The sequence below is a fragment of the Listeria sp. ILCC797 genome (assembly GCF_900186185.1).
GTDB lineage: Bacteria > Bacillota > Bacilli > Lactobacillales > Listeriaceae > Listeria > Listeria goaensis.
On record NZ_FYBS01000008.1, the window covers coordinates 1 to 24,622 of the forward strand.

Here is a 24,622-nt window from a genome sequence, read left to right on the forward strand (position 1 = left end):
TTGACTTTGCTAGCTTGTTTCTTACTTTTTTTGGAAACATCTTTTTGTTTCCTGTCCTATGAATTGATTGGTGAAACATCTGTTTCATCGCTTTTTCATCTTCGTTTTGTTCAGTTTTCAAAGGTCACATTGCTTCTTTCAGCAACTCTTATATCTTACACCAGTCAGTATGTAAAGTCAATACTTTTTTTATTTCTAAAAAACTTTTTCAACCTCCACACATTTGGCTGGAACGTTTATAAATATACCATGTTTCAAAAGGCTTTGCAAGCATATTTACAAAAGTTTTTTCTCTTAGGAAAAATTGTTTTTTTACAGAAAATTATCCTCCGTTTAACTTTTAAAAAAGCGTGTAGCAATTTATAAATGCTACACGCTTTTTATTAGTCTCTATGTTTCATCGTAGGGAACAGCAATACATCTCTAATTGATGGCGCATTTGTAAGCAGCATAATCAAACGGTCCATGCCTATCCCTAAGCCGCCGGTTGGGGGCAAGCCTTGTTCAAGCGCTACTAGGAAGTCGTCGTCCATTTCGTGTGCTTCGTCATTTCCTTGTTCGCGTTCGATTAGTTGGGATTCAAAACGGGAGCGTTGGTCAATTGGGTCGTTTAGCTCCGAAAAGGCATTTGCGTGTTCGCGTCCAACAATGAAGAGTTCAAAACGGTCGGTGAAACGACTGTCAGTTTTACTCATTTTAGCCAGAGGAGAGATTTCAACTGGGTGTCCGTATACGAATGTTGGTTGAATGAGCTTTTCTTCGACGAAAGTCTCGAAAAATTCGTTTAGAATATGGCCATATGTCATGTGTTCTGTGATTTCGACATTGTGTTTTTTCGCAAGTTCGCGAGCTTCTTCAGTTGTGACATTCCATAAATCAACACCTGCATATTCTTTGACAGCGTCTGCCATGTGGATTCGCGTCCAGCCTGGCGCTAGTTTTACTTCGTGTTCGCCGTAAGTTACCGTTGTTCCACCTGTAGTTTTTTCCGCTACGTAGGATACGAGCCCTTCGACTAAGTCCATCACATCTTCAAAATCCTCATATGCAGCATAGGATTCAAGCATTGTGAATTCTGGGTTATGGCGAGTTGAAATTCCTTCGTTGCGGAAAACTCGGCCGATTTCGTAGACTTTGTCCATACCTCCTACGATAAGGCGTTTTAAATGGAGTTCTAGTGCGATACGCAAATACAAGTCCATGTCAAGCGCGTTGTGGTGCGTTGTAAATGGTTTTGCGGCTGCTCCGCCGGCAACAGTGTGCAACACCGGCGTCTCGACTTCTAAATAACCGTTATCATCTAAATAGTCGCGTGTATATTTTAAGATTTTGCTACGCATAACAAAACGCTTTTGGCTTTCTTCGTTGGTAATGAGATCTAAATAACGTTGACGGTATCTTTGCTCCACATCTTTTAAGCCGTGGTATTTATCTGGAAGCGGGCGAAGCGCTTTTGTCAGCATCATAAAATCCGTTGCTTTAACCGAAAGTTCCCCAGTGTTTGTGCGGAAAACAGTTCCTTTAATGCCAATGATATCGCCTAGATCCGCTAGTTTAAAGACATCGTATTTTTCCTCACCGATATTATCTTTGCGGATGTATATTTGAACTTGGTGGAAACGATCCTGAATGTGCGTGAAACCAACTTTCCCTTTTACGCGTTTTGTCATGATTCGTCCCGCGACAGAAACTTCGATATTTGCTTCTTCTAAGTCTTCCTTTGATTTGTCCTTGTATTTTACTTCCATTTCTTCCGGACTAATGGAACGGACAAATTTTTCACCAAAGGGATCCACACCGATATTCCGCAAAGTATCAACTTTTTCACGGCGAACGATTAACTGATCATTTAATTCTTCGTGGTTTTCGTGAGTCATATCATGACACTCCTATTCTTTTCATTATAAACAGATGATTTCATTATACGCTTTTTATATACTATTTTTCCACCCTAATTATAGAAAAAGTTGACACAAATTTGCGTGCCAACTTTTAAAAGTGAATTTAAGACGGTTTAATCAGGTTTTTCTCTTCATATTGATTAACGAAATCAAGTAGAATTTTTTCCATTTCTGCCTTTTCAGTCGCTTGATTCACCGCAACTTTTGCTCGAGTGCTCCCACGCGCGCCTTTTAAATAGTAAGCGGCATGTTGACGAAACTCACGAACCGCAATATTTTCACCTTTAAGTGCGATTAAGCGGTCTAAGTGGAGCAAGGCCGTTTCAATTTTTTCGCGCGGTTCTGGTTCTGGCATAAGTTCGCCCGTCTCCAAATATTTCACCGTACGATAAATCATCCACGGGTTCCCAAGTGCAGCACGACCAATCATGACACCGTCAGCACCCGTTTCTTCAAGCATTCGTTTGGCATCTTCTGGCGTTTTCACATCGCCGTTTCCCATAAACGGAATTTTGATAGCCTTTTTTACATCGCGCAAGATATCCCAATTTGCGACACCTTCGTACATTTGTACACGCGTCCGCCCGTGCATCGCAATTGCTGCGGCACCAGCGCTTTCAGCAGCCAAGGCATTTTCTACAGCAAAAACATGCTCATCATCCCAGCCAATACGCATTTTCACGGTAACTGGCTTGTCAATTGCCGCCACGACTGCTTTTACCATATCGTGCACTTTGTTCGGGTCAAGCAACCATTTGGCGCCCGCTTCACATTTAATAATTTTATTAACTGGACAACCCATGTTAATGTCGATAATGTCCGCCGTCGTATTTTCTGCAACAAATTTCGCAGCTTCCACAAGCGTTTCCTTCTCACCGCCAAAAATTTGTAAGCTTAACGGCTTTTCTTTTTCATCTATATAGAGCATATCAATCGTTTTTTGGTTGCGGTACTCAATGCCTTTGCCGCTAATCATTTCGCAGCACACTAGGCCAGCACCAAATTCTTTCACTGTAAGTCTAAAAGCGGAGTTTGATATTCCGGCCATCGGAGCAACGACTACACGGTTTTTAATCTCCACATCACCAATTTGAAACATGCTTTTAAAGCCCCTTCCTCTTTCCTTTTTCATACGCTAGTGTTATGTTAACACAGTTTAAAAGTTTCGCAAGTGCTTTTTTTACCACTTTAGATGAAAATTTGTCCGTTTTATCCCTTGATTTTCGATTAATTTTTCAACTAAGTAAGTTTTGGCGACTTCCTCCGCAATTTCTGAAAGAGGCAACATCACAAAGGCTCTTTCCTGCATAAAAGGGTGTGGAATTTTGAGTTTTTCGGTATCGATTTGAATGTCATCATAGAGCAAAACATCTACATCGATGAGCCGCGGTCCCCATTTAAACAAGCGCACGCGACCGAGTTCCTTTTCAACATTTAAACATGTATCGAGAAGCGCTTCTGGCGCGAGGCATGTCTCGATTTGAACGGCAATGTTAAAAAATATATCCTGATCCTCATAACCAACTGGCTCCGTTTGGTAAACACTGGAAACTTTTTCAACAGTGATGTTCGGATTTTCTGCCAGCAATTTAACCGCTTGCGTGAGATTTTCCAGCTTTTCACCAATGTTAGAACCGAGAGATAAAAATGCTTGCGCCATTTAGTCCACACTCCGCTCACGATAAATTTCAACCGCAACAGAATGATAATGGCCCGGAATTGGCGGATTCGGTTTAATGACTTTCACTGTGACGGCTTCAAGCTTTGCATAATCTCGCAAAACTTCCGTAGCAATTGTTTCCGCAAGTGCTTCAATCAATTTGAACTCGCGCGCCTCAGTAATTTCCTTCACCGTTTCGTAAACGTCCGCATAACTTACCGTATCCTCAACACTATCCGTCTGCCCTGCTTCTTTCGTCGATAAATGAAGCACCAGCGACACTTGAAAAACTTGCCCCAACTGGTTTTCTTGCGGCAAAACACCATGATAACCATAGAAATTTAGTTCATTTAAGTAGATTTTATCCATTTTCTCACCCTTTTTCGTTTTTTAAAGCAATATGTCCCATAATAGCATCTGTCATTCTAACCATTCTTGCTATTTCAAGCACATCGTGAACACGAACAATACGACAGCCTTTCGCCAGACCGTACACGACGGTTGCTCCCGTGCCTTCAATACGATCGTTTGTTTCTAGGTTTAAAACTTGACCGATTGTTGACTTACGGCTCGTTCCAAGTAAAACTTCAAAGCCTAGCGCGACAATTTCGTCAATGCGGCGTAGGACTTCCAAATTTTGCTCAACCGATTTTGCAAATCCAAATCCCGGATCTAAAATAATATGTTCATCTTTAACGCCAGCCCGCCGACAAATTGCAACACTTTCTTCTAGGTCAGCCTTCACTTCTTCCATAAAATTTTCATAATCCCGGTCCATTCGGTTATGCATCAAACAAATCGGAATATCATATTTAGCAGCAATTGCCGCCATTTTAGAATCTTTTTTCGCGCCCCATTGATCATTTAACAAATCGGCACCAGCGAGCACTGCTGCTTCCGCCACCTCACTGCGCCATGTATCAATGGATAAATATGTATTTGGCAGCGCCTTGCGTAGAGCTTTAATAACAGGAATAACACGGTTTGTTTCCTCATGAATCGAAACCTCCGAATGTCCCGGGCGAGTGGAAACACCACCAACATCAATAATACTAGCACCATCTCGCACCATCTTTTCAGCATGTAAAACAGCTTCCTGCACGTCCATATATGCGCCACCATCTGAAAATGAATCTGGTGTAATATTTAAAATCCCCATCACTAGACTGGTTTGTGACTTTTCCCATTTTTTAACCAATAGCCTCACCTCTCTTCATTATTATAGCATCAAAACAGCTCATAGCAGCCTCTTTTGTTTTAAAGCACATAAAAAACCAACGTGGAAAAGGGAGTAAACCACGTTGGTCAAAAAGGGAGTTTTGGGATTTTCATTCAAAGGGGAGAAATGAAAATGTTTTGTTGTTGTTAGCTTATGACTATATAATAAACAGATTTCCCTAAAATCTACTGTGAGAAAAATGAAAGTTCATTAAGAAATCAATTTTTTTCTTCTCATTCTATTTTTTATTCCATAAAGATAGTAAAACTTCGCCAAATCTAGCTTTATCAGTGATTCTATAGCCACCTCTTGAATGAAAAGGTATAATAAAATGATTGTCTACCTTTGACGAATTTCGTTAGAGGGCAGGTGCACACATGGCAATTCTATATACCAGTTTAATTGCGCCGATTGTAGTTGGTTGCGTAATTACGCTTTTCAAACACATATTAGAAGGTCGGCGTAATGGAAATTAGACGACAACAAACTTCTGAACCCATAAAAAATACCCTAGCTCTGACCAGTTAGGGTATTTGGGTGTCACAATGACAATTCTTATACAACTATATTTTAACAGATTTCAAAATCTTTGCGAATATACGTTTTCTTTTAGACATAAAAAACCAGTGTGGAAAAGGGAGTAACCACACTGGCTAAAAAAGGGAGTTTTGGGATTTTCATTTAAAAGGGGAAAATGAAAATGTTTTGTTTGTTGTTAGCTTATAACTATATAATAAACAGATTTCCCTAAAACCTTCTGTGAGGAAAATGAAAGTTTGTTAAGAGTTTCATTTTCTTTTTTTCATTTTACGCAAACAAAAACCAATGCGGAAAAAAGGGAGTAAACCGCATTGGTCCAAAAGGGAGTTTTGGATTTTCATTCTAAAAAGGGAAAGAAATGAAAATGTTTTGTTTGTTGTTAGCTTATAAATGCATCATACGCGCAAAAAAAGTGTTTCTACTGTGTAGAAGATTAGAAAAAGATTAGAATTTTATTTCTTTACATAAAAAGAGATGAGTGACGACACTCATCTCCTTCTATTATCTATTACTCATCAAAATTATATAACGCAGTGCTTAAATAGCGTTCACCGTTGCTCGCCACAACTGCAAGCACTTTTTTTCCTTCGCCAAGCTCCTTAGCAAGGTCTAAAGCAGCTTTAATTGTCGCTCCAGAAGAAATCCCAACTAAAATCCCTTCTTTTTTCGCAACTTCACGCGCGGTAACTAGAGCATCTTCACTAGCCACTTTAAGGACACCATCATATACTTTTGTATCCAGTGTATCTGGAACAAATCCAGCCCCAATGCCTTGGATTTTATGCGGCGAAGGAACACCACCACTTAATACAGGCGATTCTTCTGGTTCTAAAGCATAGATTTTAATATCCGGATAATTTTTTCGTAACACGTGTCCTGCACCAGTAACAGTACCACCAGTTCCTACGCCGGAAATGAACGCGTCAAGCCCATCTTTACCGAAAGCTTCGACAATCTCTGGACCAGTCGTTTTTTCATGAACCTGTGGGTTTGCAGGGTTGTGAAATTGTTGCGGGATAAAATAACCATGTTCTTTAGCAAGTTCATCTGCTTTTTGAATGGCCCCTTTCATACCGTCTGCACCTTTTGTGAGCACAAGTTCTGCACCGTATGCTTGAAGAAGTTTACGTCTTTCAAGGCTCATTGTATCTGGCATAACGAAAATTGCATGGTACCCTTTTGCAGCTGCTACCATCGCAAGACCAATTCCTGTGTTTCCACTTGTCGGCTCAATGATTGTATCACCAGGCTTCAAGACACCTTCTTTTTCAGCTGCTTCAATCATAGCATTTGCAATGCGATCTTTCACGCTCCCACCTGGATTTTGAAATTCTAACTTCACATAAACGTCCGCACTACCTTTTTCCGGTAAGCGATTTAACTTTACAATAGGGGTATTTCCAATTAATTCTGTAATTGAATTCGCAATTTTCATTTCAACACTCCTCCAAATAGCTTTTCTTTTACTTTACCTAATTCCGAGTTGTTTTGTCAATTTTAAAAATCGATTGGGAATCTTTATCGTTTGAAACAGCTTTCTAATGTATTTTTATGGTAAGAATGGTGGCGACGAGTGATTAAATAAAAAATCATCCGCATAACGCGGATGATTTTTTATTTCGCTTCTTCATATAAACTTTCCAACTCTTCTTCCGAAAAATGGTAATGGTTTCGGCAAAAATGGCATTCCGTTTCCGCCCCGTGTTCTTCATCAATCATTGCACGAATTTCGTCTTTGCCTAATGAAATAATCGCTGTTTTAAAGCGCTCTTTTGAACAGTTGCATTCAAAACGGACAGGAATCGTTTCTAAAATTTTTACTTTTTCAGCACCACCCGCAAGAAGCGCGATGATACTTTCTGGTGTTTCCCCGCTATCAATCATGCGCGAAACAGTTGGGCATTTCGCCAAATTCTTTTCGATTTCGGTAATTAGCGCGTCATCAGCACCTGGCAGAAGTTGCAGCATAAAACCGCCGGCCGCTTTGATTGTCGTATCAGGATTAACAAGGACGCCTACACCTACAGATGAGTTGATTTGTTCGGAGTTTGCCAAATAATACGTGAAGTCCTCAGCAATTTCCCCTGATACAATTGGAATTTGGCCAGTAAAATTTTCGCCAAAACCTAAATCTTTTACAATAGAAAGCGTTCCTTCTGTCCCAACGCCGCGGCGCACATCTAGTTTCCCGGCTTCATTTAAATCCGCAAAATTGACGTGCGGATTAGTGACGTAACCGCGGACCCCACCTTGCGTATTACTATCCGCAATAATTGCGCCGATTGGGCCATTTCCTTCAATTTTTGCTGTGATTTTCTGATTTTCTTTTTGCATCGCACCTAAAAAGAGCGTCGCTGTCATCGTACGGCCAAGCGCAGCGGAAGCTACCGGCCACGTATCATGGCGCCTTTGCCCTTCGCTAACTGTTTCTGTTGTAATCGCTGCATAAATTCGCACGCGACCATCATATGCTAAAGCTTTCACTAAATAATCGTTCATTTCTTTTCTCCTTTATTTCGCTTATATAATACGTACAATCCTTTTAAGGTTAAAAAGGGATCCACCACATCGACAAGTGTCGATTTCTCAGTAATCAGACGCGCCAAACCACCAGTCGCGACAACAATTGGGTTTGTTCCGGCTTCTTTTTTCATCACCGAAATAATCCCTTCACATTGGCCGATGAAGCCATAAAAAATGCCGGCCTGCATAGAGGTCACTGTCGTCTTGCCAATTACGTTTTGCGAAGCTTTTATATCCACCCGAGGTAGTTTTGCGGCGTGATTGTACAGTGCTTCCGTTGCCGTCATGATGCCTGGTGCAATCGCTCCGCCTTGATAGGTGCCTTTTTCGTCAATGTAGCAAAATGTTGTGGCTGTGCCAAAATCAACAATAATAATCGGGCTTTTGTATTCTTCAAGAGCCGCGACCGCATTCACAATTCTGTCGGCGCCCAGTTCCCGCGGATTTTCCACTTTTAAATTCAAACCCGTTTTAATCCCTGGCCCGACAACGAGCGGTTCAACTTGGAAATAGCGTGTGCTCATCGTTTGAACAGCATGCATAACGGGTGGCACTACCGAACAAATCACAACATCCGTCACTTGTTCTGGTAATATTTTTTCATGGTTTAAAAAGCTTAATACGAGCATCCCTAATTCATCTGCCGTCCTCGCCTTATCTGTCGCAATCCGAAAAGTCCGCTTCAACTCCTCACCGTCATAAACCCCAAACGTGCAATTTGTATTTCCTACGTCGATGACTAAAATCATTGCCTTCACACCTCGTTTTTGTTCTAAGAAAGGACTAAGCACGTATGCTTAGTCCTTTCTATTATTATTCGTTGTCTTTTTTATCTTGTGGTTTTTCTTCTGCACTTTCAGCTTCTTCTGATGTCGTTTCTTGCGTTTTCTCTTCAGTTGCTTCTTCGTGCTTCAATTCCGCTTTTTCTTCATCAAAAGATTTTGGTTCTTCATCATCTTTTTCGGAAGGATATTCTTCAACCGTTAATGTATCCGCATCTGGAGGCATTACACCGTCATCAAATAGCGAACGAATTTGGCGAGCATCTAGCGTTTCCACTTCAAGAAGTGTTTCCGCGATTAGAACATGTTGCTCTTTATGTTCTAAAAGAATATTTTTGGCGCGGTCGTAACAGTAGCGAATAAGGCTTTGAACTTCTGTGTCAATTTCATAAGCAATCTTATCAGAGAATCCTTTATCGCTCCCGAAGTCGCGACCCATGAACACTTGACCGTTTCCTGATGTGAATTGAAGCGGTCCAATTTTATCACTCATACCCCATTCTGTTACCATGCGGCGTGCAATTTCTGTTGCGCGTTCAAAGTCATTACTTGCGCCTGTTGTAACTTCACCGAACGTAATTTCTTCAGCAACACGTCCACCAAGCAAGCCCGTAATTCGGTCAAGAAGTTCTGCTTTCGTCATTAAGAAGCGGTCTTCTTTCGGAAGCATGACAGCGTAACCGCCGGCTTGCCCACGTGGAACAATGGTTACTTTATGAACTGTTTCGGCTTCATCAAGCACCATACCGACAACTGTATGCCCACTTTCGTGGTAAGCAACTGTGCGGCGTTCTTTTTTAGAAATAACGCGATTTTTCTTAGCAGGACCAGCAATAACGCGGTCGCTCGCTTCGTCTAAATCACTCATATCAATTTGCTTTTTATCAGCACGAGCAGCAACTAATGCCGCTTCATTTAGTAAGTTTTCTAGGTCTGCCCCGGAGAAACCAGGCGTACGTTGCGCAATCGCTTTTAAATCAACACTTTTGGCTAAAGGTTTGTTTCTAGCATGTACGCGTAATACTGCTTCACGGCCTTTTACGTCTGGGCGGTCAACCATAATTTGACGGTCGAAACGGCCTGGACGAAGAAGGGCTGGGTCAAGTACATCTGCACGGTTCGTTGCTGCGATAATGATAATACCTTCATTACCACCGAAACCATCCATTTCAACGAGCAATTGGTTAAGCGTTTGTTCACGTTCATCGTGACCACCGCCCATGCCAGCACCACGCTGACGACCTACAGCATCAATTTCATCGATAAAGATAATACATGGCGCATTTTTCTTCGCATTTTCGAACAAATCACGAACACGGCTCGCACCGACACCAACAAACATTTCTACAAAGTCAGAACCACTGATTGAGAAGAATGGCACACCCGCTTCTCCTGCTACAGCACGGGCAAGTAACGTTTTACCTGTTCCCGGTGGTCCGACTAAAAGCACACCTTTTGGAATACGTGCACCTAAATCAGCAAATTTACGCGGATCTTTCAAGAACTCAACCACTTCAACAAGTTCTTGTTTCTCCTCATCTGCTCCTGCAACATCTGTAAATCGCACTTTCTTCTTATCGTCATTGTAAAGTTTTGCTTTGCTCTTACCAAAGCTCATCACTTTACCACCGCCGCCACCTTGTGACTGGCTCATTAAGAAGAAGAACAGGATAATGATAATTAGGAACGGAATAATGGAAGAAAGGAAGGTAACCCATCCATTATTTTGTTTAGCTGGGACAACTTCCCATTTAGTTTTATTGCTATCTGCTTCTTTTTGCATATCCGTTAATAGCGTATCACTACTAAGCGCATAAGTTGTGAAGGCCGTATCACTTTTATTTTGGCCTAATACTTTCTTATCATCCTCTGATGATTTATCTGAAGATTTAAATTCACCTTCAATTGTATAAACACTGCGATCAGGTTGGATAGTAAATGATTTTACATCCCCGTCCTCCAGTTTCGTCATAAACTCTGAATAACTAATATCCTTGGCTGCCTCTTTATTATTGTTAAAGGAAGCTACAATTCCAATGATGACTAGGAATATTATGACATAAAATATTGCATTTCTAAAAAATCTGTTCATTCCGTACCTCCTCCCACGTAAGAGCCTGGATTATACTTTTAAAATTGGCTTCAAGGAAACAACAAACTTTTCCCTATTTTTCCGAAAAAACACATCCGAAATTCAATTTCTCTCACGAAGATTCATTTATTAGTAAAGTCATTCCCCAATAGGTATTATGAGCTAAAAAACTAAGATTAATAATAGCATAACGCTGGCGTGTTGCCTACTAATTTGCATGTTTCGCAAAATTTCTACTTACTTTATCAACCTTTTTACTTATACTTTACATTTTAGCAAAAAAGCGTGGCAAAAGTGAAATTTTATCACTCCGAATAAATTTCCGGTTTTAAAACACCAATATACGGTAAGTTACGATATCTTTCAGCAAAATCAAGTCCGTACCCAACGACAAATTCATTTGGGACAATAAACCCAACATAGTCGGCATCAATATCAACATTTCGGCCTTCTGGTTTATCGAGTAACGTTACGAGCTTCACCGATTTTGCTTTTCGATACTTAATCAAGTCTACTAAATAACTAAGTGTACGTCCGCTATCAATAATATCTTCTACAATTAAAACATCTCGTCCTTCAACAGATGTATTTAAATCTTTAATGATTTTGACTTCACCAGACGAAACCATGCCATTTCCGTAACTTGAAACGTCCATGAAATCCATTTCTAAGTAGGTGTCGACTCGTTTAATTAAATCTGTCATAAACGGCGTTGCACCTTTTAACACGCCAATAACTAGCGGATTACGTCCCTCATATTCTGTCGTTAACTCAACACCAAGCTCACGAATCTTCTTTTGAATTTCCTCTTCACTAATTAGCACCTTTTGAATATCGTTATGCATGCTTTTCTTTCCTCCTAAATTCTTGCTATACCTCATAATAAATTGCTTTTTTTCGCGACTTGGTTTTACAACATAACAGGATTCCTTAACACCTGGCACCCACAAAACTTTCCCATTATCATCTGTTACAACAGGAATCGTATCTCGTAAGAATTTAGGGATTTTAGCATCGATAAAAATGTCTTTTAATTTTTTCGTCCCGCCAGTCCCTTTGAGTGTCATTCTGTCACCCGGAAGGCGATTACGAATAACAAGGGGTAAGGAAACGGCCTCAGCATCTATAATAATGCCATTTAGGCCTGCTGTTTGAACGACAGAGCTTTTTTGTCGCATTTTAAAAACAGAACCGTCTAACATTTCAATCCGATCATTCGGAGCTATCTGATAATAAAATTCCTTCTTTACCTCTTCTTTATAGAAAAATGCTTCTAGTTGGTCATATGTACGCCTAAAGATGACGTTTTTTGGCAAATTGAGTGTGGCAGAAGGATTATTTCCATGAATAACACCATAAATTGCTTCTATATGACGCTTTGAAATATCTTGAATATCATTATTATACAGATATTTTAATAGTAAATGAATTATGCGCCGTTGTAAAGGATTCGCCATATTTTCTACTGCATTTCGCTCTATTTTAACAAAGCCCTCTTCTTTTACAGCAATTTTCTCAAATTCGGACAGTGCCATTTCATCTAAAAAGTGAAAATCCTCCCACGTTTCATCCGAAAAATTTTTAAAATGCTCAGCAATGCCAACGTTTTCCTTTTCAAGTAGCGGAACAATATGTTTTCTAAAACGATTCCGCGTAAAATTATCCATTTCATTAGATGCATCGACAACAAATGGAAGCTTATGTTCCGACGTATAGGCTAAAATATCTTTTTTCGAAACGGAAAGAAACGGACGAATAACATGACCTTCACCTAGCATACGCATCGGACGGATTCCAGAAAACCCCGTACCCGAACTTCCGCGAACAAGACGCATCAAAATCGTTTCAATTTGATCATCAGCATGGTGCGCAAGCGCAATTTTCTGAATCCCCGACTCCAGCATCGACTCCTCAAAAAAACGATACCTCACAAGACGCGCCGTCTCTTCAATCCCTCTTTTTTCAGAAACCGCCAAGCTCTGAACGTCTACTTTCTTTTGGATAAAAGCAAGATTGTGCCTCTCCGCAAAGCTGCGAACGAAATCCGCTTCCTCGTCTGACTCAGCGCGAAGCAAATGATTCACGTGGAGAACAACTAGATTGTTTGCGCCTTGGCGATTCATTAGGAAATGCAGCAACGCCAAAGAATCCGGACCACCTGAAACTGCGACAAGCAACTTTTCATTTGGCCGGATTAGGTCATATTTCACTATTTCATTTTCAACACGTCTTAAAAAATCATCCATGAAAAAAGACCTTTCTTCCATCTTTATATGAGAAAACAAGGATGGGCTTCACCCATCCTAATTTATTTCTATAATCGGTTTAGCCGCGACGAGCGCCACGACCACCACGTTTTGATTCTGTTTGACGTTTAATTGTCGATAGACGATCTTCACTATCTTTTAAAAATTGAGCCATGATATCTTCAAAATTCTCCGCTGGCTTCGCACTTCTTACCGGCTTCTTATTGAATTTAGGCTTCTTATCGTAATTGCGTTCTGGACGCTCTGGACGATCTACAGCTTTACGAATTGAAAGACCAATTTTCCCCTCATCAGAAACATTCATAATTTTAACGGTAACTTCATCCCCAACAGTCAAAATATCATTAATATCTTTCACATAATTATCTGCAACCTCACTAATATGGACCAGACCTGTTTTGCCACCTTCAAGCTCCACAAACGCTCCAAAATTAGTAATCCCAGTAACTTTCCCTTGCAACTTGTTGCCTACTTCGATCGACATAAAAAAAAGCTTCCTCCTTAAAAATCACTCTTTACAACATTTATTATAACGTTATTTAAAGCCATGTCAAAATAGTTTGCTCTACTAATTTGACGATGTTTTTTTCTCATCATCTCCAGTTGGCGTATTAAAAATAATCTCGCCTTCCTTCGAAAGATAATACTCGCTTCTAGCTAGTTTCGCAATATAATCATCATCATGCAATTTATTGATTTGACTCTTCAAAGCTTTTTCTTCCTTTTTTGAATCAGCGAGCTTTTGCTCTGTTTTTACTTTTTCAGTTTTTTTCTCTTGTAACAATAATGCTTGTTTTGTATAAGTGAAAAATAACGCACCGAAAACAATGACTAAAACAACTACAAGGCCTGTAAGCCTTCTAGCTAAGGCAACGCGACGACGATTTTTAATTTTCTTCAACGTTTGCGTGTCTTTAATATAGCGATTCTGCATACGCGTCACATTTTTTTCATTCTTCATCTATCGCACCTCCTAGTCAAGTAAAAAGATTCTCCTATCTAAAATAATAACAATTTTTTTTCTGTTTGTCTATTGGTATCCGTGAAATCGACTATTTTTTTACAAAAATAAAAACCGTTGAAAAAACAATGACTACGTAGGCTTAAAATTCTTTTCCCATTGGTTAATTTTTTATGTTAAACTAAAACGATAATTGTCAAAACATAAAAAGGAGTATACAACATGAAAAAAATGATTTTTAGCTTGTTAATTGTTTTACCTTTAACTTTACTCGGAGGTTGCGGTAACGTAGTTGATGATGCACACGCTGGCAAGTGGTCGCTAAAAAATTTCACTCTGCTTATCGATGGTAAAGAAAGGAAAGGAAGTATTACACCCGTTGGCCATATAAAAATTTCCGCTAATGGTAAAGTCGAAGAAAAAACCATCAATGGTGATGTCAAATCAAAAGCTGACTATAAGCTTGAGCCTGTGGACGAAAAAGGAAAATATCGGTTAACGGGCGATTATAAAAAAAGTATTACCCTACCTTACAAAACGGATTTAGATAAAGAATTTGCGAAAAGTACACTTGCCGATTTGAAATCATCAGAAGAGCTTAGCGATGTTTCGGGGAAAGAAAAAAATGGCGAGTACCGTATCGAATATACCCAAAAATTTTCTACGGGCATCCGAATTAATTTAAAATTTAAAAACAAGACCCTTGTCCAAACTCAATTCAATAAAAATTACGGAAATGCAAAAAGTACCTCCATTTTCACAAAATAACTTTACTAACTTAGGAGAATTACTATATGAAAAAATTTATTTTTAGCACTCTATTTATTTTAATCCTTGCACTTCTCAGTGGTTGTGGGAGCAAAATCGACAAACAGTATGTAGGGACTTGGAATATTGAAGAATCGACCGTAACTCTTGACGACGAGGAGCCTATGACTTATGATGCGAAAGGTAGCCATGTCAAAACACATATCGAAATTTCTTCCAACGGGGAAGTGAAGCATACGGTTAAGAATATGGTTGAAACAACTATCACGAAGTATCAGACGAAACCTCGCCAAGATAAAGAGGGATATGAGTTAACAGGCGAAGTAAAAGTACTTAAAATCTATTCATATAAAACCGCTTCCGACAGAGGGAGCATCCCTACTCATTTAAATAGTCTTAAAAAAAATAAAAATATAAGTCAAATAACAGAAACCGAAAAAAATGATAAATATTATATCGAGTTTACAAAAGAAAACATTTCAGCGACGTTCAAATTATTAGACGATACACTTATATATGAGCAAGAAGATGAAGACTTTTCTTCAATAACAAACGTCCGCTCATCTTTTACAAAACAAAAAGAAGCCCAAACCAATTAACGACTTGGTTTGGGCTTTTTTTATTCAGCATCATTTCGCGTTTCGCTTATAATCGTATACATTTCTGCAGCTGCTTCTTTTCTGGCATTTTCTTCTAAACGGTCGATTTTCGCTGTCACCGTTTTTGGACCAAAGCGAATAACAAGCTCGTCACCTACTTTTACATTTGTACCTGGTTTGGCAACAACTCCGTTAATTGCAATTCGCCCTTTTTCAGCTACTTCTTTTGCAACTGTACGGCGTTTTATTAATCTAGAAACTTTTAAAAATTTATCTAAACGCATTTTTTTACACCTCTTTATTTATTTTTTACTACCTTTTGACTGAGCCATAATAATCTGGCGCCAAATGGTAGGTATGTGAAATCACGAGCAGTGAGCAGTTTGTAGCGGAGCGCGAAGATTAAAAATACGCCGCCGCCAAGTGCTACACTTAGGACTGCTTGTACGGCGCTGCCTGTTCTTGTTACGGCGGGCGCAAGCCACTCCCACAACACTGGGAACACACACATCACAAGAAGGGCGCCGCATAAATTGAAGATGGTCTGCCGTTCGAAAAATGGCACGTCGGCATTCTGCTTTAGTGCAAAATAACAAACCACTAAAATAACAAAGAGACCGATACACGTGGCTAAAGACGCGCCGAGCGTGGCGTAACGGGGGACAAGAAATGCGTTCGCTGCACATTTTGTTATTGCCCCAATTAAAACGGCCACTGCGGGAACGGAAATCTTGCCGAAGCCTTGCAAAATGCTGCTTGTCATAATGATAAGCGAGCTCAAAAAGACGGCGGGCATAAAAAGCTGCAAGACTAGCGTGCCGTCGCTCGTTTCAAAGAGCATCTGGTTTAGCGGGCGCATGATGACGATAAGTCCGACTGTTTCTGCGGCGGATAAAATGAGTGTGAGTTTCATGCCGAGAAGCACGGAGCGTTCCAATTTTTTGCGTTCGCCGCTCACTCGTGCCGCGGTAATCATTGGTACAAGCGCAAGCGCAAGGCCGGTTGAAAGGACTAGACCGAGCTGTAAAATGGGCTGCCCTCTATCGTATACCCCTTTAAGCGATTTAGCTACTAAATCTGGAATGCCACCTTCAATCATTAGGCGATAGACTTGAAAGGAATCGAGCAGTTGGAAAATAATTAGCATGGCGCTAACTGTACAAATGGCTAGACTTTGAATGAGAAACGCCTTAGCAATTCCTCGCTTTTCAGTTTTGCTCGGGAAGCTTCCCCAAACTTTTAAGCCACCTTCGGAAAGTCTTTTCTTATGAAAATGCCTTAATATTAAGACGGCAGCAAGTCCGCCGAAAAAGGCGCCGCTCATGGCCATACTGCCTGCTGTGTAGAGACTTTGGCCGCTTTTGACTGCGAGCCATGCGCCGACGATGATGATGCCGACGCGAATGAGCTGTTCGATGGTTTGTGAAACGGCGGTTGGTATCATGTCATCTTGGCCTTGGAAATAGCCGCGCAAAAAAGCGAGTTGCGGTGTGAGCAGGAAAACAAAACTTACGGTTTGAATGAGCGGTGCAAGTTGCAAGTCGCCCATCATATTTGCAATGCTGTACGCGAAGGCAAATAGAAATAGAAACAGTAAGATGCTCACTACTCGGAGTGTCCGGTAAATGGATTGCAAAATAATTTGTTGGCGCCTCGTGTTTCCTTCAGCTTCGGCCATCATTTTCGAAATGACAACTGGGAAGCCGCCTAGCGCAAAAGTCATCGCAATCCCGTAAAACGGATAAACTTGTTGAAAAATATAAAAACCGACATCGCCGACCATGTTTTGGAACGGTACACGATAAATGGCGCTTAGAATTTTGGAAATTAGCGAGGCAATTGTGAGCCACATTGCGCCGCGCATTAAGTTTTTAATCGAGCGTTCTGACATACTATGCCGCCTTTCTGCTACATTTCCCCTTTAGTTTTCAACCTCACTCGGCTCTTTTAAAGCGGTTTTCAAGTTTTCGATGATGACTTTCACCGCATACAGCCATTCCTGCAAACTCTTGTTTTGCACGTTCATCGTGAGTTTTAGGCAAGTCCCTTCCATGCCAACACCAACATTTCTCCCGTATTCCGAAATCACTTCCATCACTTTGTCACCGCGAATATTTCCCGTTCCTTTTTCCGAGAAGAGAATCGTGATTTTTTTCGCTTCTTCCTTGATTAGCTCTACACCAACAAGAAGCGCATGCACACGAAGTTCTGTCACCGTAAATAAGTACTCCACTTCTTCTGGATATTCCCCAAAACGATCCATCATATCGCTTTTCAGCGATTCAAGTTCTTCCACATCTAGGACATTTCGGAAGCGTTTATACATTTCGATTTTCTGTCTGCTGTCCGTAATATAATATTCTGGAATGTAAGCATCAACTTGAATGTCGATTTCAACTGGTGCAACGGGTTCTTGTTCTTCCTTCGGCCGGCGCGCTTCAATCGCTTCTTTAAGCATTTGCGAATAAAGGTCAAATCCGACTGAATCAATAAAGCCATGTTGCTGTGCTCCTAGTATATTACCCGCGCCGCGGATAGACAAATCGCGCATCGCAATTTTAAATCCAGAGCCTAGTTCAGTAAATTCCTTAATCGCTTGAAGTCGTTTTTCAGCTTCCTCACGTAGAATTTTATCCTTTTGATACATAAAGTAAGCATAGGCGATGCGGTTCCAACGCCCAACCCGACCACGTAATTGGTAGAGCTGCGAGAGCCCCATATGATCGGCGTTTTGAACAAACAGCGTATTCACGTTTGGAATATCCACGCCCGTTTCAATAATCGTCGTCGTCACTAACACGTCATACTCCCCTTCAAGGAAGCTTAAGATGACCGATTCTAACTCAGATTCTGTCATTTGACCGTGCGCTACAGCCACACGCGCATCTGGAACGAGCATGGAAATTTCATCTGCTTTTTGCAAAATCGATTCGACTCGATTATATAAATAATACACTTGTCCCTCGCGTGCTAGTTCCCGCTCAATTGCCTCGCGAACTAAAACGTTATTTTGTTCTGTAACATACGTTTGCACAGGAAATCTATTTGCCGGTGGCGTTTCAATGACAGACAAATCACGCACGCCGAGCATGGACATGTGTAACGTCCGCGGAATCGGCGTCGCCGTCAAGGTTAAAACATCAATTTTAGACCGGATTTGTTTGATTTTTTCCTTGTGCGTCACACCAAAGCGTTGTTCCTCGTCGACAATTAGGAAGCCGAGGTCGCGATATTTTACGTCTTTCGAAAGAAGGCGATGCGTCCCGACGACAATGTCCACCGTCCCAGACGCCAAACCGGAAATTGTTTCGTTTTGTTGTTTCCGCGTTCTAAAACGGCTTAATAGCCCAATATTAATTGGAAAACCTTGGAAGCGTTCTTTCATCGTTTCAAAATGTTGCTGCGCCAAAATGGTCGTCGGTACTAAAAATGCGACTTGCTTGCCGTCCATGACCGCCTTAAACGCCGCACGAAGCGCAACTTCCGTTTTCCCGTAACCAACATCTCCAACGAGAAGCCGGTCCATCGGGCGAATGCGTTCCATGTCATGCTTAATTTCCCGAATCGAACGAATTTGGTCTTCAGTTGGTTGATACGGAAATGAATCCTCAAATTCGCGCTGCATATCGCTATCCGGACTAAACGCAAAGCCTTTCTCCGCCTCACGTTCTGCGTAAAGCTTAATCAAATCATCCGCAATATCTTGCACAGACGCCTTCACTTTTGTTTTGACGCGCTTCCACTCTGAACCGCCAAGCTTATTTAATTTCGGTGCTTTCCCCTCAGCCCCTACATATTTTTGGACTAAATCGAGCTGTTCCACAGGGATAAATAATTTGTCTTCACCTTGGTAAACCAGTAGCAAATAATCCTTATGAACACCGCTAATTTCAAGGGTTTCCATGCCGACATAGCGTGCGATACCGTGGTTGACGTGAACGACATAATCACCAACTTTAAGTTCCGAATAACTTTGAATTCGTTCAGCATTTGAAAGTTTCTGGCGTTTTTTAACTTTTTTCGTCTTTTTATTAAAAAGTTCTGTTTCGCTAATGATGACCACTTTTGCAAGCGGTAATTCAAAGCCGTTTTGGAAGGTACCGATGACAAATTGGACAGCGCCGTATTTTGGCACATCTTCTTCGCGCGTTAAAATGACACTTTCCATGTCATAATCTGCCAAAGTCTGTTGCATTTTAGTTGCCCGTTCTACGGAAGGCGCCAAAATGACGACCGCATAATTATTTTTGTGCCAACTATCTAATTCCGTTTTTAAAACAGACATTTGTCCGTGAAATTGTTGCATTTGTTTATAAACTAAATTGGTTGTTTGCGAAACGCGCATGGCGCTATGTGCTTTTTGGAATAACGTCAAATAAATTTTCGGCGTCCGCACGCTTTCCATAAGCTCTTTAAAATGGTGACCCAATTTGACATCGCGCACGGTTTCTAGCCGGCTGAGCGTTTCCGTATGCCATTCTGCTTCTTCTTTTTCTAAACGTTCGTCGGTTTCTTGAATGCGTCCATACTCGTCTAAAACGAAAAGCATATCTTGTGCGGCATAGTCGAGGATCGAGGCGGGATCTGGGTAGGCTAGTCCAATATATTTAAAGAACATATCCGGCTTTATTCCCGAACGAAGCAGTTCCAAATCCGTTTCGATATTTTCCATTAAGCCTTGCTTGTCTTCTTCGTTTTTCATGTTTTTTAACGTTGCAGCAAGACCTTTTTCAAGGCGCGTCACAATATCTGGGAAATAAGCTTGCTCAAGCAAAATTTCCGTTGCGGGCAAGATGCGAAATTCAGCAAGTTTCTGATGCGAACGCTGCGTTTCAACATCGAAATAGCGAAGCGAATCAATTTCTGTATCAAAAAGTTCAATGCGCACGGGGAATTCTTCTGTGATTGGATAGACATCGATAATGCCACCGCGAATGCTGAATTCTCCGGGCGTATTGACCATACCACTCATTGTATAGCCCATTGTCACGAGGCTTTCTTTTAGCTGTTCGGGATCAATTTCCTCACCTTGAACAATTTGCAGGTTGTATTTTTTCCATAACGAAACGGGCGGAAGTATTTTTCGAAGCCCTGCTACAGGGACAACTAAAATTCCCGGTTTTTCCGAAAGAAGAAAGTCGAGTGCTTCTACGCGCTGACCGCGAAGTTCGGGGCTTGATACGCTTAGTTCGGAGGAAATGAGTTCGTCTGCCGGGTATAAAAATAGGCGGTCAAAGTCGATTAATGTGAGCAAATCATCGTACAATTTTTGCGCGTGATACAAATTATGTGTGACGAGCAACGTTTGTTTTTGTGTCGCTCCTTCGAGTACGCTCGCAAAAAGTGCGCGCGATGAACCCGATAATCCTGTTACGAGTTGTGATTCTTTTTTATCGTTAACCGCACTAATGATTTGGCGGATTTCTTTTTGTTCAAAAATTAATTGTTTTAAACCTTTCAAAGTCAACCTCTCCTCTTCCCATCTTCAATTGCTTATTTGTCAGAAAATTCCTTCTTCCCAACACGAGCAACTAAGCACGCATAAGCTAGACTCTTACTAGCTCAGCACGCTTAGTTATAGCGATTCATTACATCTAGAAACGGCATTTTAGTCGCATCTTCAATGGCATCTGCGCTTTTTTTTATGGCCGCAATTATATCTGGTTGTTCTATTTTTTGAAAATCCCCGAGCACGTAATGAATGATTTCACCTTTTGGCGGTCGGTCAATCCCTACACGAATTCGGTTAAAATCTTGTGTTTTTAAATGTTGAATCAACGAACGCATCCCGTTATGTCCACCTGCACTGCCTTTTTGCCGCAGCCTGATTTTCCCAACTGGCAAATCCAAATCATCATATACAACGATTAAATCTTCTATATCAATTTGATAATAATCCATAAGCGGACGAACACACTCACCAGATACATTCATAAACGTCAGCGGTTTTACGAGCAACACTTTCTCGCCGTTTATTACGAGCTGACTCACCATGCCATTAAATTTCGAACTTTTCCAAGGCGCACTAAAACGATAGCTAAGTTCATCAACTACCATGAACCCAACATTGTGCCTTGTTCGTTCATATTTTTTTCCTGGATTTCCCAGTCCAACAATCATCTTCATCCATTTATTCTCCTATGCACACGAAAACCACTTCATAAATGAACTGGTTTCACTAGAAAGTTATTGCCTAAATTATAACATGCGATTTAGAGTTTTGAAAGTTTTTCATATAACAGAATGTAAATATCAGTTAACTAAAAAAGGGCAGATAGACATTGCAATGCCTGATATTAACTTCTATAAAATAAAAAAACTCAACAATTAAGTTGAGCAGCCTTTAAGCAAGAATTCATCTGGTGATTCTATACTTTCTTCTATTGATGAGCTTTACCCCATTTAAATTACTTATTCGCTGTTTGCATTCTAAACCCTTACTTCATTTCCGTAAACAAAAATGAAGCGCAAGGTTTTCAAAACAAAAACCTTGCGCTTTTTCTTATTTATTCAACTGGCTCTTCTGCTGACCCGTGAGCTGCTTCTGGTTCGGCAACTTCTTCACCGGCTGTTGTTTCAACTTCGGTACGTGGTGCAGCAACAGTTACTACAGCTTCTTCCACGTCTGTTTTAATTTCAAAATCGGTATTTTTAGGAATATCACCCACTGCAAGTGAGTCACCAATCGCTAATTTTGTAATATCTACTTCAATTGCTTCTGGAAGCTTATCTGGCGTTGCGGCAACCGTCACTTCATAAAGGACTTGTTGCAAGACGCCGCCTTCTTTAACCCCAGAAGATTCTCCTACTAAATCAATACGCACATCTGCTTCAACTTCTTCGCTCATGTTCACGGCTAAGAAATCGACATGGATTAGTTCGTCTTTTAGTGGATCTATTTGGTATTCGTGTAAAAGAACATTTAATTTTTTTCCATCAATAGTTACTGAGAATACTGCATTACGCCCATGTTCTCGAATCGTTTTAATTAACTCAAGGGAATCAACTGAAATCGTAATATTCTCAGATTGATAACCGTAAATAATACCTGGAATACGACCTGCCACACGGATTTCTGTCACTTGCGAATGTTGTTTCGTATCTCTTTTTTGAACTTCTAAATTAGTTGCCATAAAAAATTCACTCCACTCATTCATTTTGTATTCTACAATAACTATCTTTACCCTAGTAGTAAAAGTTAAAACAATTAGAAAGTCGCCTTAAACCAAGTTTTTCGGCAAACAAGGTTTATTTTCTTTCATAAAAGGTAAACAGAAACTAGCGTGAAATTTAGTTATCATACTTCAATTTTAGCGCAATCCGATGTATTTCTCAAAAAATTACTGCGTTAATTATAGAAATATTTGGAATGGAAGAGCTTTCAAACTGTATTACAGCGTTTTCATAAATTTATTAGTACAAATTTCCAAATTAAGGACGTTCAGGGTTTCACAATGTGTAATAAAGTGTTATACTGTATTAGTAAAAAGTTTGCTAAGGAGGAAATTTAATTATGAAAGACCACCAAAAAATAATTTTAGTCGGTGATGGAGCTGTTGGTTCAAGTTACGCATTTGCTTGTGTAAATTTAAATATCGGCCAAGAATTCGGTATTATCGATATCGATAAGGACAGAACTATCGGAGATGCTATCGATTTAAGTCATGCTGTTCCTTTTTCCGCACCTAAAAAAATCTATTCCGCTAATTATAGCGATTGCCACGATGCAGATTTAGTAGTTGTCACAGCTGGTACAGCTCAAAAACCAGGCGAAACACGTCTTGATCTTGTTAATCGTAATATAAAAATTATGAAAGGGATTGTCGATGAAGTTATGGCAAGTGGCTTTGACGGGATTTTCTTAATTGCCTCAAATCCAGTTGATATCCTTACTTATGCGACTTGGAAATTCTCTGGACTTCCTAAAGAACGCGTCATCGGTTCTGGCACAAGTCTTGATACTGCTCGTTTCCGTATGTCTATTGCTGATTATTTAAAAGTAGATGCGCGTAATGTACACGGGTACATTTTAGGCGAACATGGTGACACAGAGTTCCCAGCGTGGAGCCACACAACTGTCGGCGGACTTCCTATCACAGAATGGATTTCAGAAAATGAACAAGGTGCGATGGATACGATTTTCATCAGCGTGCGTGATGCAGCCTATGAAATTATCAATAAAAAAGGCGCAACTTTCTATGGTATTGCAGCAGCTCTAGCACGTATTTCCAAAGCGATTTTAAACAACGAAAACGCAATTTTGCCACTTTCTGTCTATTTAGATGGCCACTACGGCTTAAACGATATCTACATTGGTGCTCCAGCGGTCGTTAACCGCCAAGGCGTGCGCCACATTGTTGAAATGAAACTAAATGACGTAGAAAAAGAACAAATGCGCAACTCAGCTGAAACACTTAAAAAAGTTTTAAGTGACGCAATGAAAGAAATTTAATTGAACAACACCCACGTAAAGAAGCTAGGAATCACTTTCCTAGCTTCTTTGATTTTCTTTTTAAAACGAGGTACACTAAAGAAAAATAAAGGAGGCTGACATATGATTACAACAACATCTCCAAATATTGAAGGGCAAAAAATCGTCGAGTATAAGAAAATTGTATTCGGTGAAGTCATTACAGGCGTGAATTTCGTCAAAGATATCGGTGCTGGTTTGCGGAATTTCTTCGGCGGTCGTTCGCAAGGCTATGAGGACGAATTAATTGCGGCGCGTGAAGAAGCGATTCGCGAAATGGAAAACCGCGCTGAACAACTTGGAGCGAATGCGATTATCGGCGTAGACATCGATTATGAGGTACTCGGCGCTGACAATGGTATGCTGATGGTCACAGCATCTGGCACTGCGGTTGTGATTGAAGTTCAAGATTATTAAGCGTAAAAACAAGCATACATCTAATGAAAACCATTATCCAAGATGGCATTATCACTAGATGTATGCTTCTTTATTTTTACAGAATAAAATCTAACTATAGCTTAAACTTTTTCTGATTTGAGTTCTTCCCATATTGCAATCATTTCATACGCAACATCGCGCAATGAGTATGTGGTCATAAATTGGTCTTCTGCATGCATAAAAAGAATGGAAACAGGCACTTCGTCGCCTTCAGATTCTTTTTGAATGAGTTCAACATGCTTCTTGTGCCCATCACTTAAATAGCGATTCGCCTCATCGATTTTCCCGTAGGCGATTTTAAACTTCCCCTGCCTCGCTAGCTGCATGGCTTCAATAATACAACTTCTAGCTGCGCCGACTGAACTAATAATTTCAAACGACGCTAATTCCATCCCTTCCATG

At 40.5% G+C, this 24,622-nt stretch carries 23 protein-coding genes; 5 read left to right on the top strand and 18 right to left on the bottom strand.

The window, feature by feature from the left end:
* Window positions 1-383: 383 nt before the first annotated feature.
* The 5 genes from lysS to folP all read right to left on the bottom strand — a co-directional run bounded on the left by lysS (window position 384) and on the right by folP (window position 4,720).
* On the bottom strand, window positions 384-1,877 hold the full coding sequence (gene lysS / locus BN1609_RS09120) for a lysine--tRNA ligase (protein WP_088810737.1): 1,494 nt from the start codon (window positions 1,875-1,877) through the stop codon (window positions 384-386).
* 127 nt (window positions 1,878-2,004) lie between these two features.
* Window positions 2,005-3,000, bottom strand: coding sequence for a tRNA dihydrouridine synthase DusB (gene dusB, locus BN1609_RS09125; protein ID WP_088810738.1), 996 nt, complete (start codon window positions 2,998-3,000; stop codon window positions 2,005-2,007).
* 81 nt (window positions 3,001-3,081) lie between these two features.
* Window positions 3,082-3,561: a 2-amino-4-hydroxy-6-hydroxymethyldihydropteridine diphosphokinase gene (gene folK / locus BN1609_RS09130; protein WP_088840777.1), complete on the bottom strand. Its 480-nt coding sequence runs from the start codon at window positions 3,559-3,561 to the stop codon at window positions 3,082-3,084.
* Window positions 3,562-3,930 (bottom strand): dihydroneopterin aldolase, encoded by a 369-nt coding sequence (folB, locus tag BN1609_RS09135; RefSeq protein WP_088840778.1) that lies wholly within the window; start codon window positions 3,928-3,930, stop codon window positions 3,562-3,564.
* A 4-nt stretch (window positions 3,931-3,934) separates the two neighbouring features.
* Window positions 3,935-4,720, bottom strand: coding sequence for a dihydropteroate synthase (folP, locus tag BN1609_RS09140; RefSeq protein WP_088839224.1), 786 nt, complete (start codon window positions 4,718-4,720; stop codon window positions 3,935-3,937).
* 437 nt (window positions 4,721-5,157) lie between these two features.
* Here folP and BN1609_RS13880 point away from each other — a divergent pair, with 437 nt between their 5' ends.
* Window positions 5,158-5,256 carry a type I toxin-antitoxin system Fst family toxin gene (locus tag BN1609_RS13880; RefSeq protein WP_117584604.1) on the top strand — a complete coding sequence of 33 codons (99 nt, stop codon included), beginning with the start codon at window positions 5,158-5,160 and terminating at the stop codon, window positions 5,254-5,256.
* Window positions 5,257-5,828: 572 nt separating this feature from the next.
* Here BN1609_RS13880 and cysK read toward each other — a convergent pair.
* From cysK to BN1609_RS09175, 7 genes are all read right to left on the bottom strand, one after another.
* Entirely contained in the window at window positions 5,829-6,755 is a 927-nt protein-coding gene (gene cysK / locus BN1609_RS09145; protein ID WP_088839220.1) for a cysteine synthase A, read from the bottom strand.
* A 179-nt stretch (window positions 6,756-6,934) separates the two neighbouring features.
* Window positions 6,935-7,819 carry an Hsp33 family molecular chaperone HslO gene (hslO, locus tag BN1609_RS09150; RefSeq protein WP_088810742.1) on the bottom strand — a complete coding sequence of 295 codons (885 nt, stop codon included), beginning with the start codon at window positions 7,817-7,819 and terminating at the stop codon, window positions 6,935-6,937.
* Entirely contained in the window at window positions 7,816-8,592 is a 777-nt protein-coding gene (locus BN1609_RS09155) for a type III pantothenate kinase (RefSeq protein WP_088810743.1), read from the bottom strand. The genes hslO and BN1609_RS09155 overlap by 4 nt, the downstream gene beginning before the upstream one ends.
* A gap of 64 nt (window positions 8,593-8,656) precedes the next feature.
* Entirely contained in the window at window positions 8,657-10,717 is a 2,061-nt protein-coding gene (gene ftsH, locus BN1609_RS09160; RefSeq protein ID WP_088815902.1) for an ATP-dependent zinc metalloprotease FtsH, read from the bottom strand.
* A 305-nt stretch (window positions 10,718-11,022) separates the two neighbouring features.
* Window positions 11,023-12,963, bottom strand: a complete 1,941-nt coding sequence (hpt, locus tag BN1609_RS09165) for a hypoxanthine phosphoribosyltransferase (protein WP_088839223.1) — start codon at window positions 12,961-12,963, stop codon at window positions 11,023-11,025.
* Window positions 12,964-13,042: 79 nt separating this feature from the next.
* The gene (locus BN1609_RS09170) at window positions 13,043-13,468 is read right to left on the bottom strand and encodes a S1 domain-containing RNA-binding protein (RefSeq protein WP_088840779.1); all 426 of its coding nucleotides are present in this window, start codon (window positions 13,466-13,468) and stop codon (window positions 13,043-13,045) included.
* An 84-nt stretch (window positions 13,469-13,552) separates the two neighbouring features.
* Window positions 13,553-13,945, bottom strand: coding sequence for a septum formation initiator family protein (locus BN1609_RS09175; RefSeq protein ID WP_088810746.1), 393 nt, complete (start codon window positions 13,943-13,945; stop codon window positions 13,553-13,555).
* Window positions 13,946-14,167: 222 nt separating this feature from the next.
* On the opposite strand from BN1609_RS09175, the gene BN1609_RS09180 reads away from it, so the two are divergent.
* Window positions 14,168-14,713, top strand: coding sequence for a hypothetical protein (locus BN1609_RS09180; RefSeq protein WP_088839219.1), 546 nt, complete (start codon window positions 14,168-14,170; stop codon window positions 14,711-14,713).
* Window positions 14,714-14,739: 26 nt separating this feature from the next.
* Window positions 14,740-15,312: a lipoprotein gene (locus BN1609_RS09185; RefSeq protein ID WP_088815903.1), complete on the top strand. Its 573-nt coding sequence runs from the start codon at window positions 14,740-14,742 to the stop codon at window positions 15,310-15,312.
* Between the two features lie 20 nt (window positions 15,313-15,332).
* On the opposite strand, the gene BN1609_RS09190 is transcribed toward BN1609_RS09185, so the two are convergent.
* The 5 genes from BN1609_RS09190 to BN1609_RS09210 form a co-directional block, all read right to left on the bottom strand.
* Window positions 15,333-15,596: an RNA-binding S4 domain-containing protein gene (locus tag BN1609_RS09190; protein WP_088810749.1), complete on the bottom strand. Its 264-nt coding sequence runs from the start codon at window positions 15,594-15,596 to the stop codon at window positions 15,333-15,335.
* A 14-nt stretch (window positions 15,597-15,610) separates the two neighbouring features.
* A complete protein-coding gene (locus BN1609_RS09195; protein WP_088810750.1) occupies window positions 15,611-17,203 on the bottom strand; it encodes a polysaccharide biosynthesis protein in 1,593 nt (530 codons plus the stop codon).
* 30 nt (window positions 17,204-17,233) lie between these two features.
* A complete protein-coding gene (mfd, locus tag BN1609_RS09200; protein ID WP_088840780.1) occupies window positions 17,234-20,773 on the bottom strand; it encodes a transcription-repair coupling factor in 3,540 nt (1,179 codons plus the stop codon).
* 110 nt (window positions 20,774-20,883) lie between these two features.
* Window positions 20,884-21,438, bottom strand: coding sequence for an aminoacyl-tRNA hydrolase (gene pth, locus BN1609_RS09205; protein ID WP_088840781.1), 555 nt, complete (start codon window positions 21,436-21,438; stop codon window positions 20,884-20,886).
* Window positions 21,439-21,818: 380 nt separating this feature from the next.
* A complete protein-coding gene (locus BN1609_RS09210; protein WP_088810753.1) occupies window positions 21,819-22,445 on the bottom strand; it encodes a 50S ribosomal protein L25/general stress protein Ctc in 627 nt (208 codons plus the stop codon).
* Window positions 22,446-22,825: 380 nt separating this feature from the next.
* On the opposite strand from BN1609_RS09210, the gene BN1609_RS09215 reads away from it, so the two are divergent.
* Both BN1609_RS09215 and BN1609_RS09220 read left to right on the top strand, forming a co-directional pair.
* The gene (locus BN1609_RS09215; protein ID WP_088810754.1) at window positions 22,826-23,764 is read left to right on the top strand and encodes an L-lactate dehydrogenase; all 939 of its coding nucleotides are present in this window, start codon (window positions 22,826-22,828) and stop codon (window positions 23,762-23,764) included.
* Window positions 23,765-23,866: 102 nt separating this feature from the next.
* Window positions 23,867-24,199, top strand: coding sequence for a putative heavy metal-binding protein (locus tag BN1609_RS09220; RefSeq protein WP_088810755.1), 333 nt, complete (start codon window positions 23,867-23,869; stop codon window positions 24,197-24,199).
* Between the two features lie 101 nt (window positions 24,200-24,300).
* Here the strand turns inward: BN1609_RS09220 and BN1609_RS09225 are convergent, their stop codons facing one another.
* Window positions 24,301-24,621: a PTS lactose/cellobiose transporter subunit IIA gene (locus BN1609_RS09225; protein ID WP_088810756.1), complete on the bottom strand. Its 321-nt coding sequence runs from the start codon at window positions 24,619-24,621 to the stop codon at window positions 24,301-24,303.
* Between the last annotated feature and the right edge of the window lies 1 nt (window position 24,622).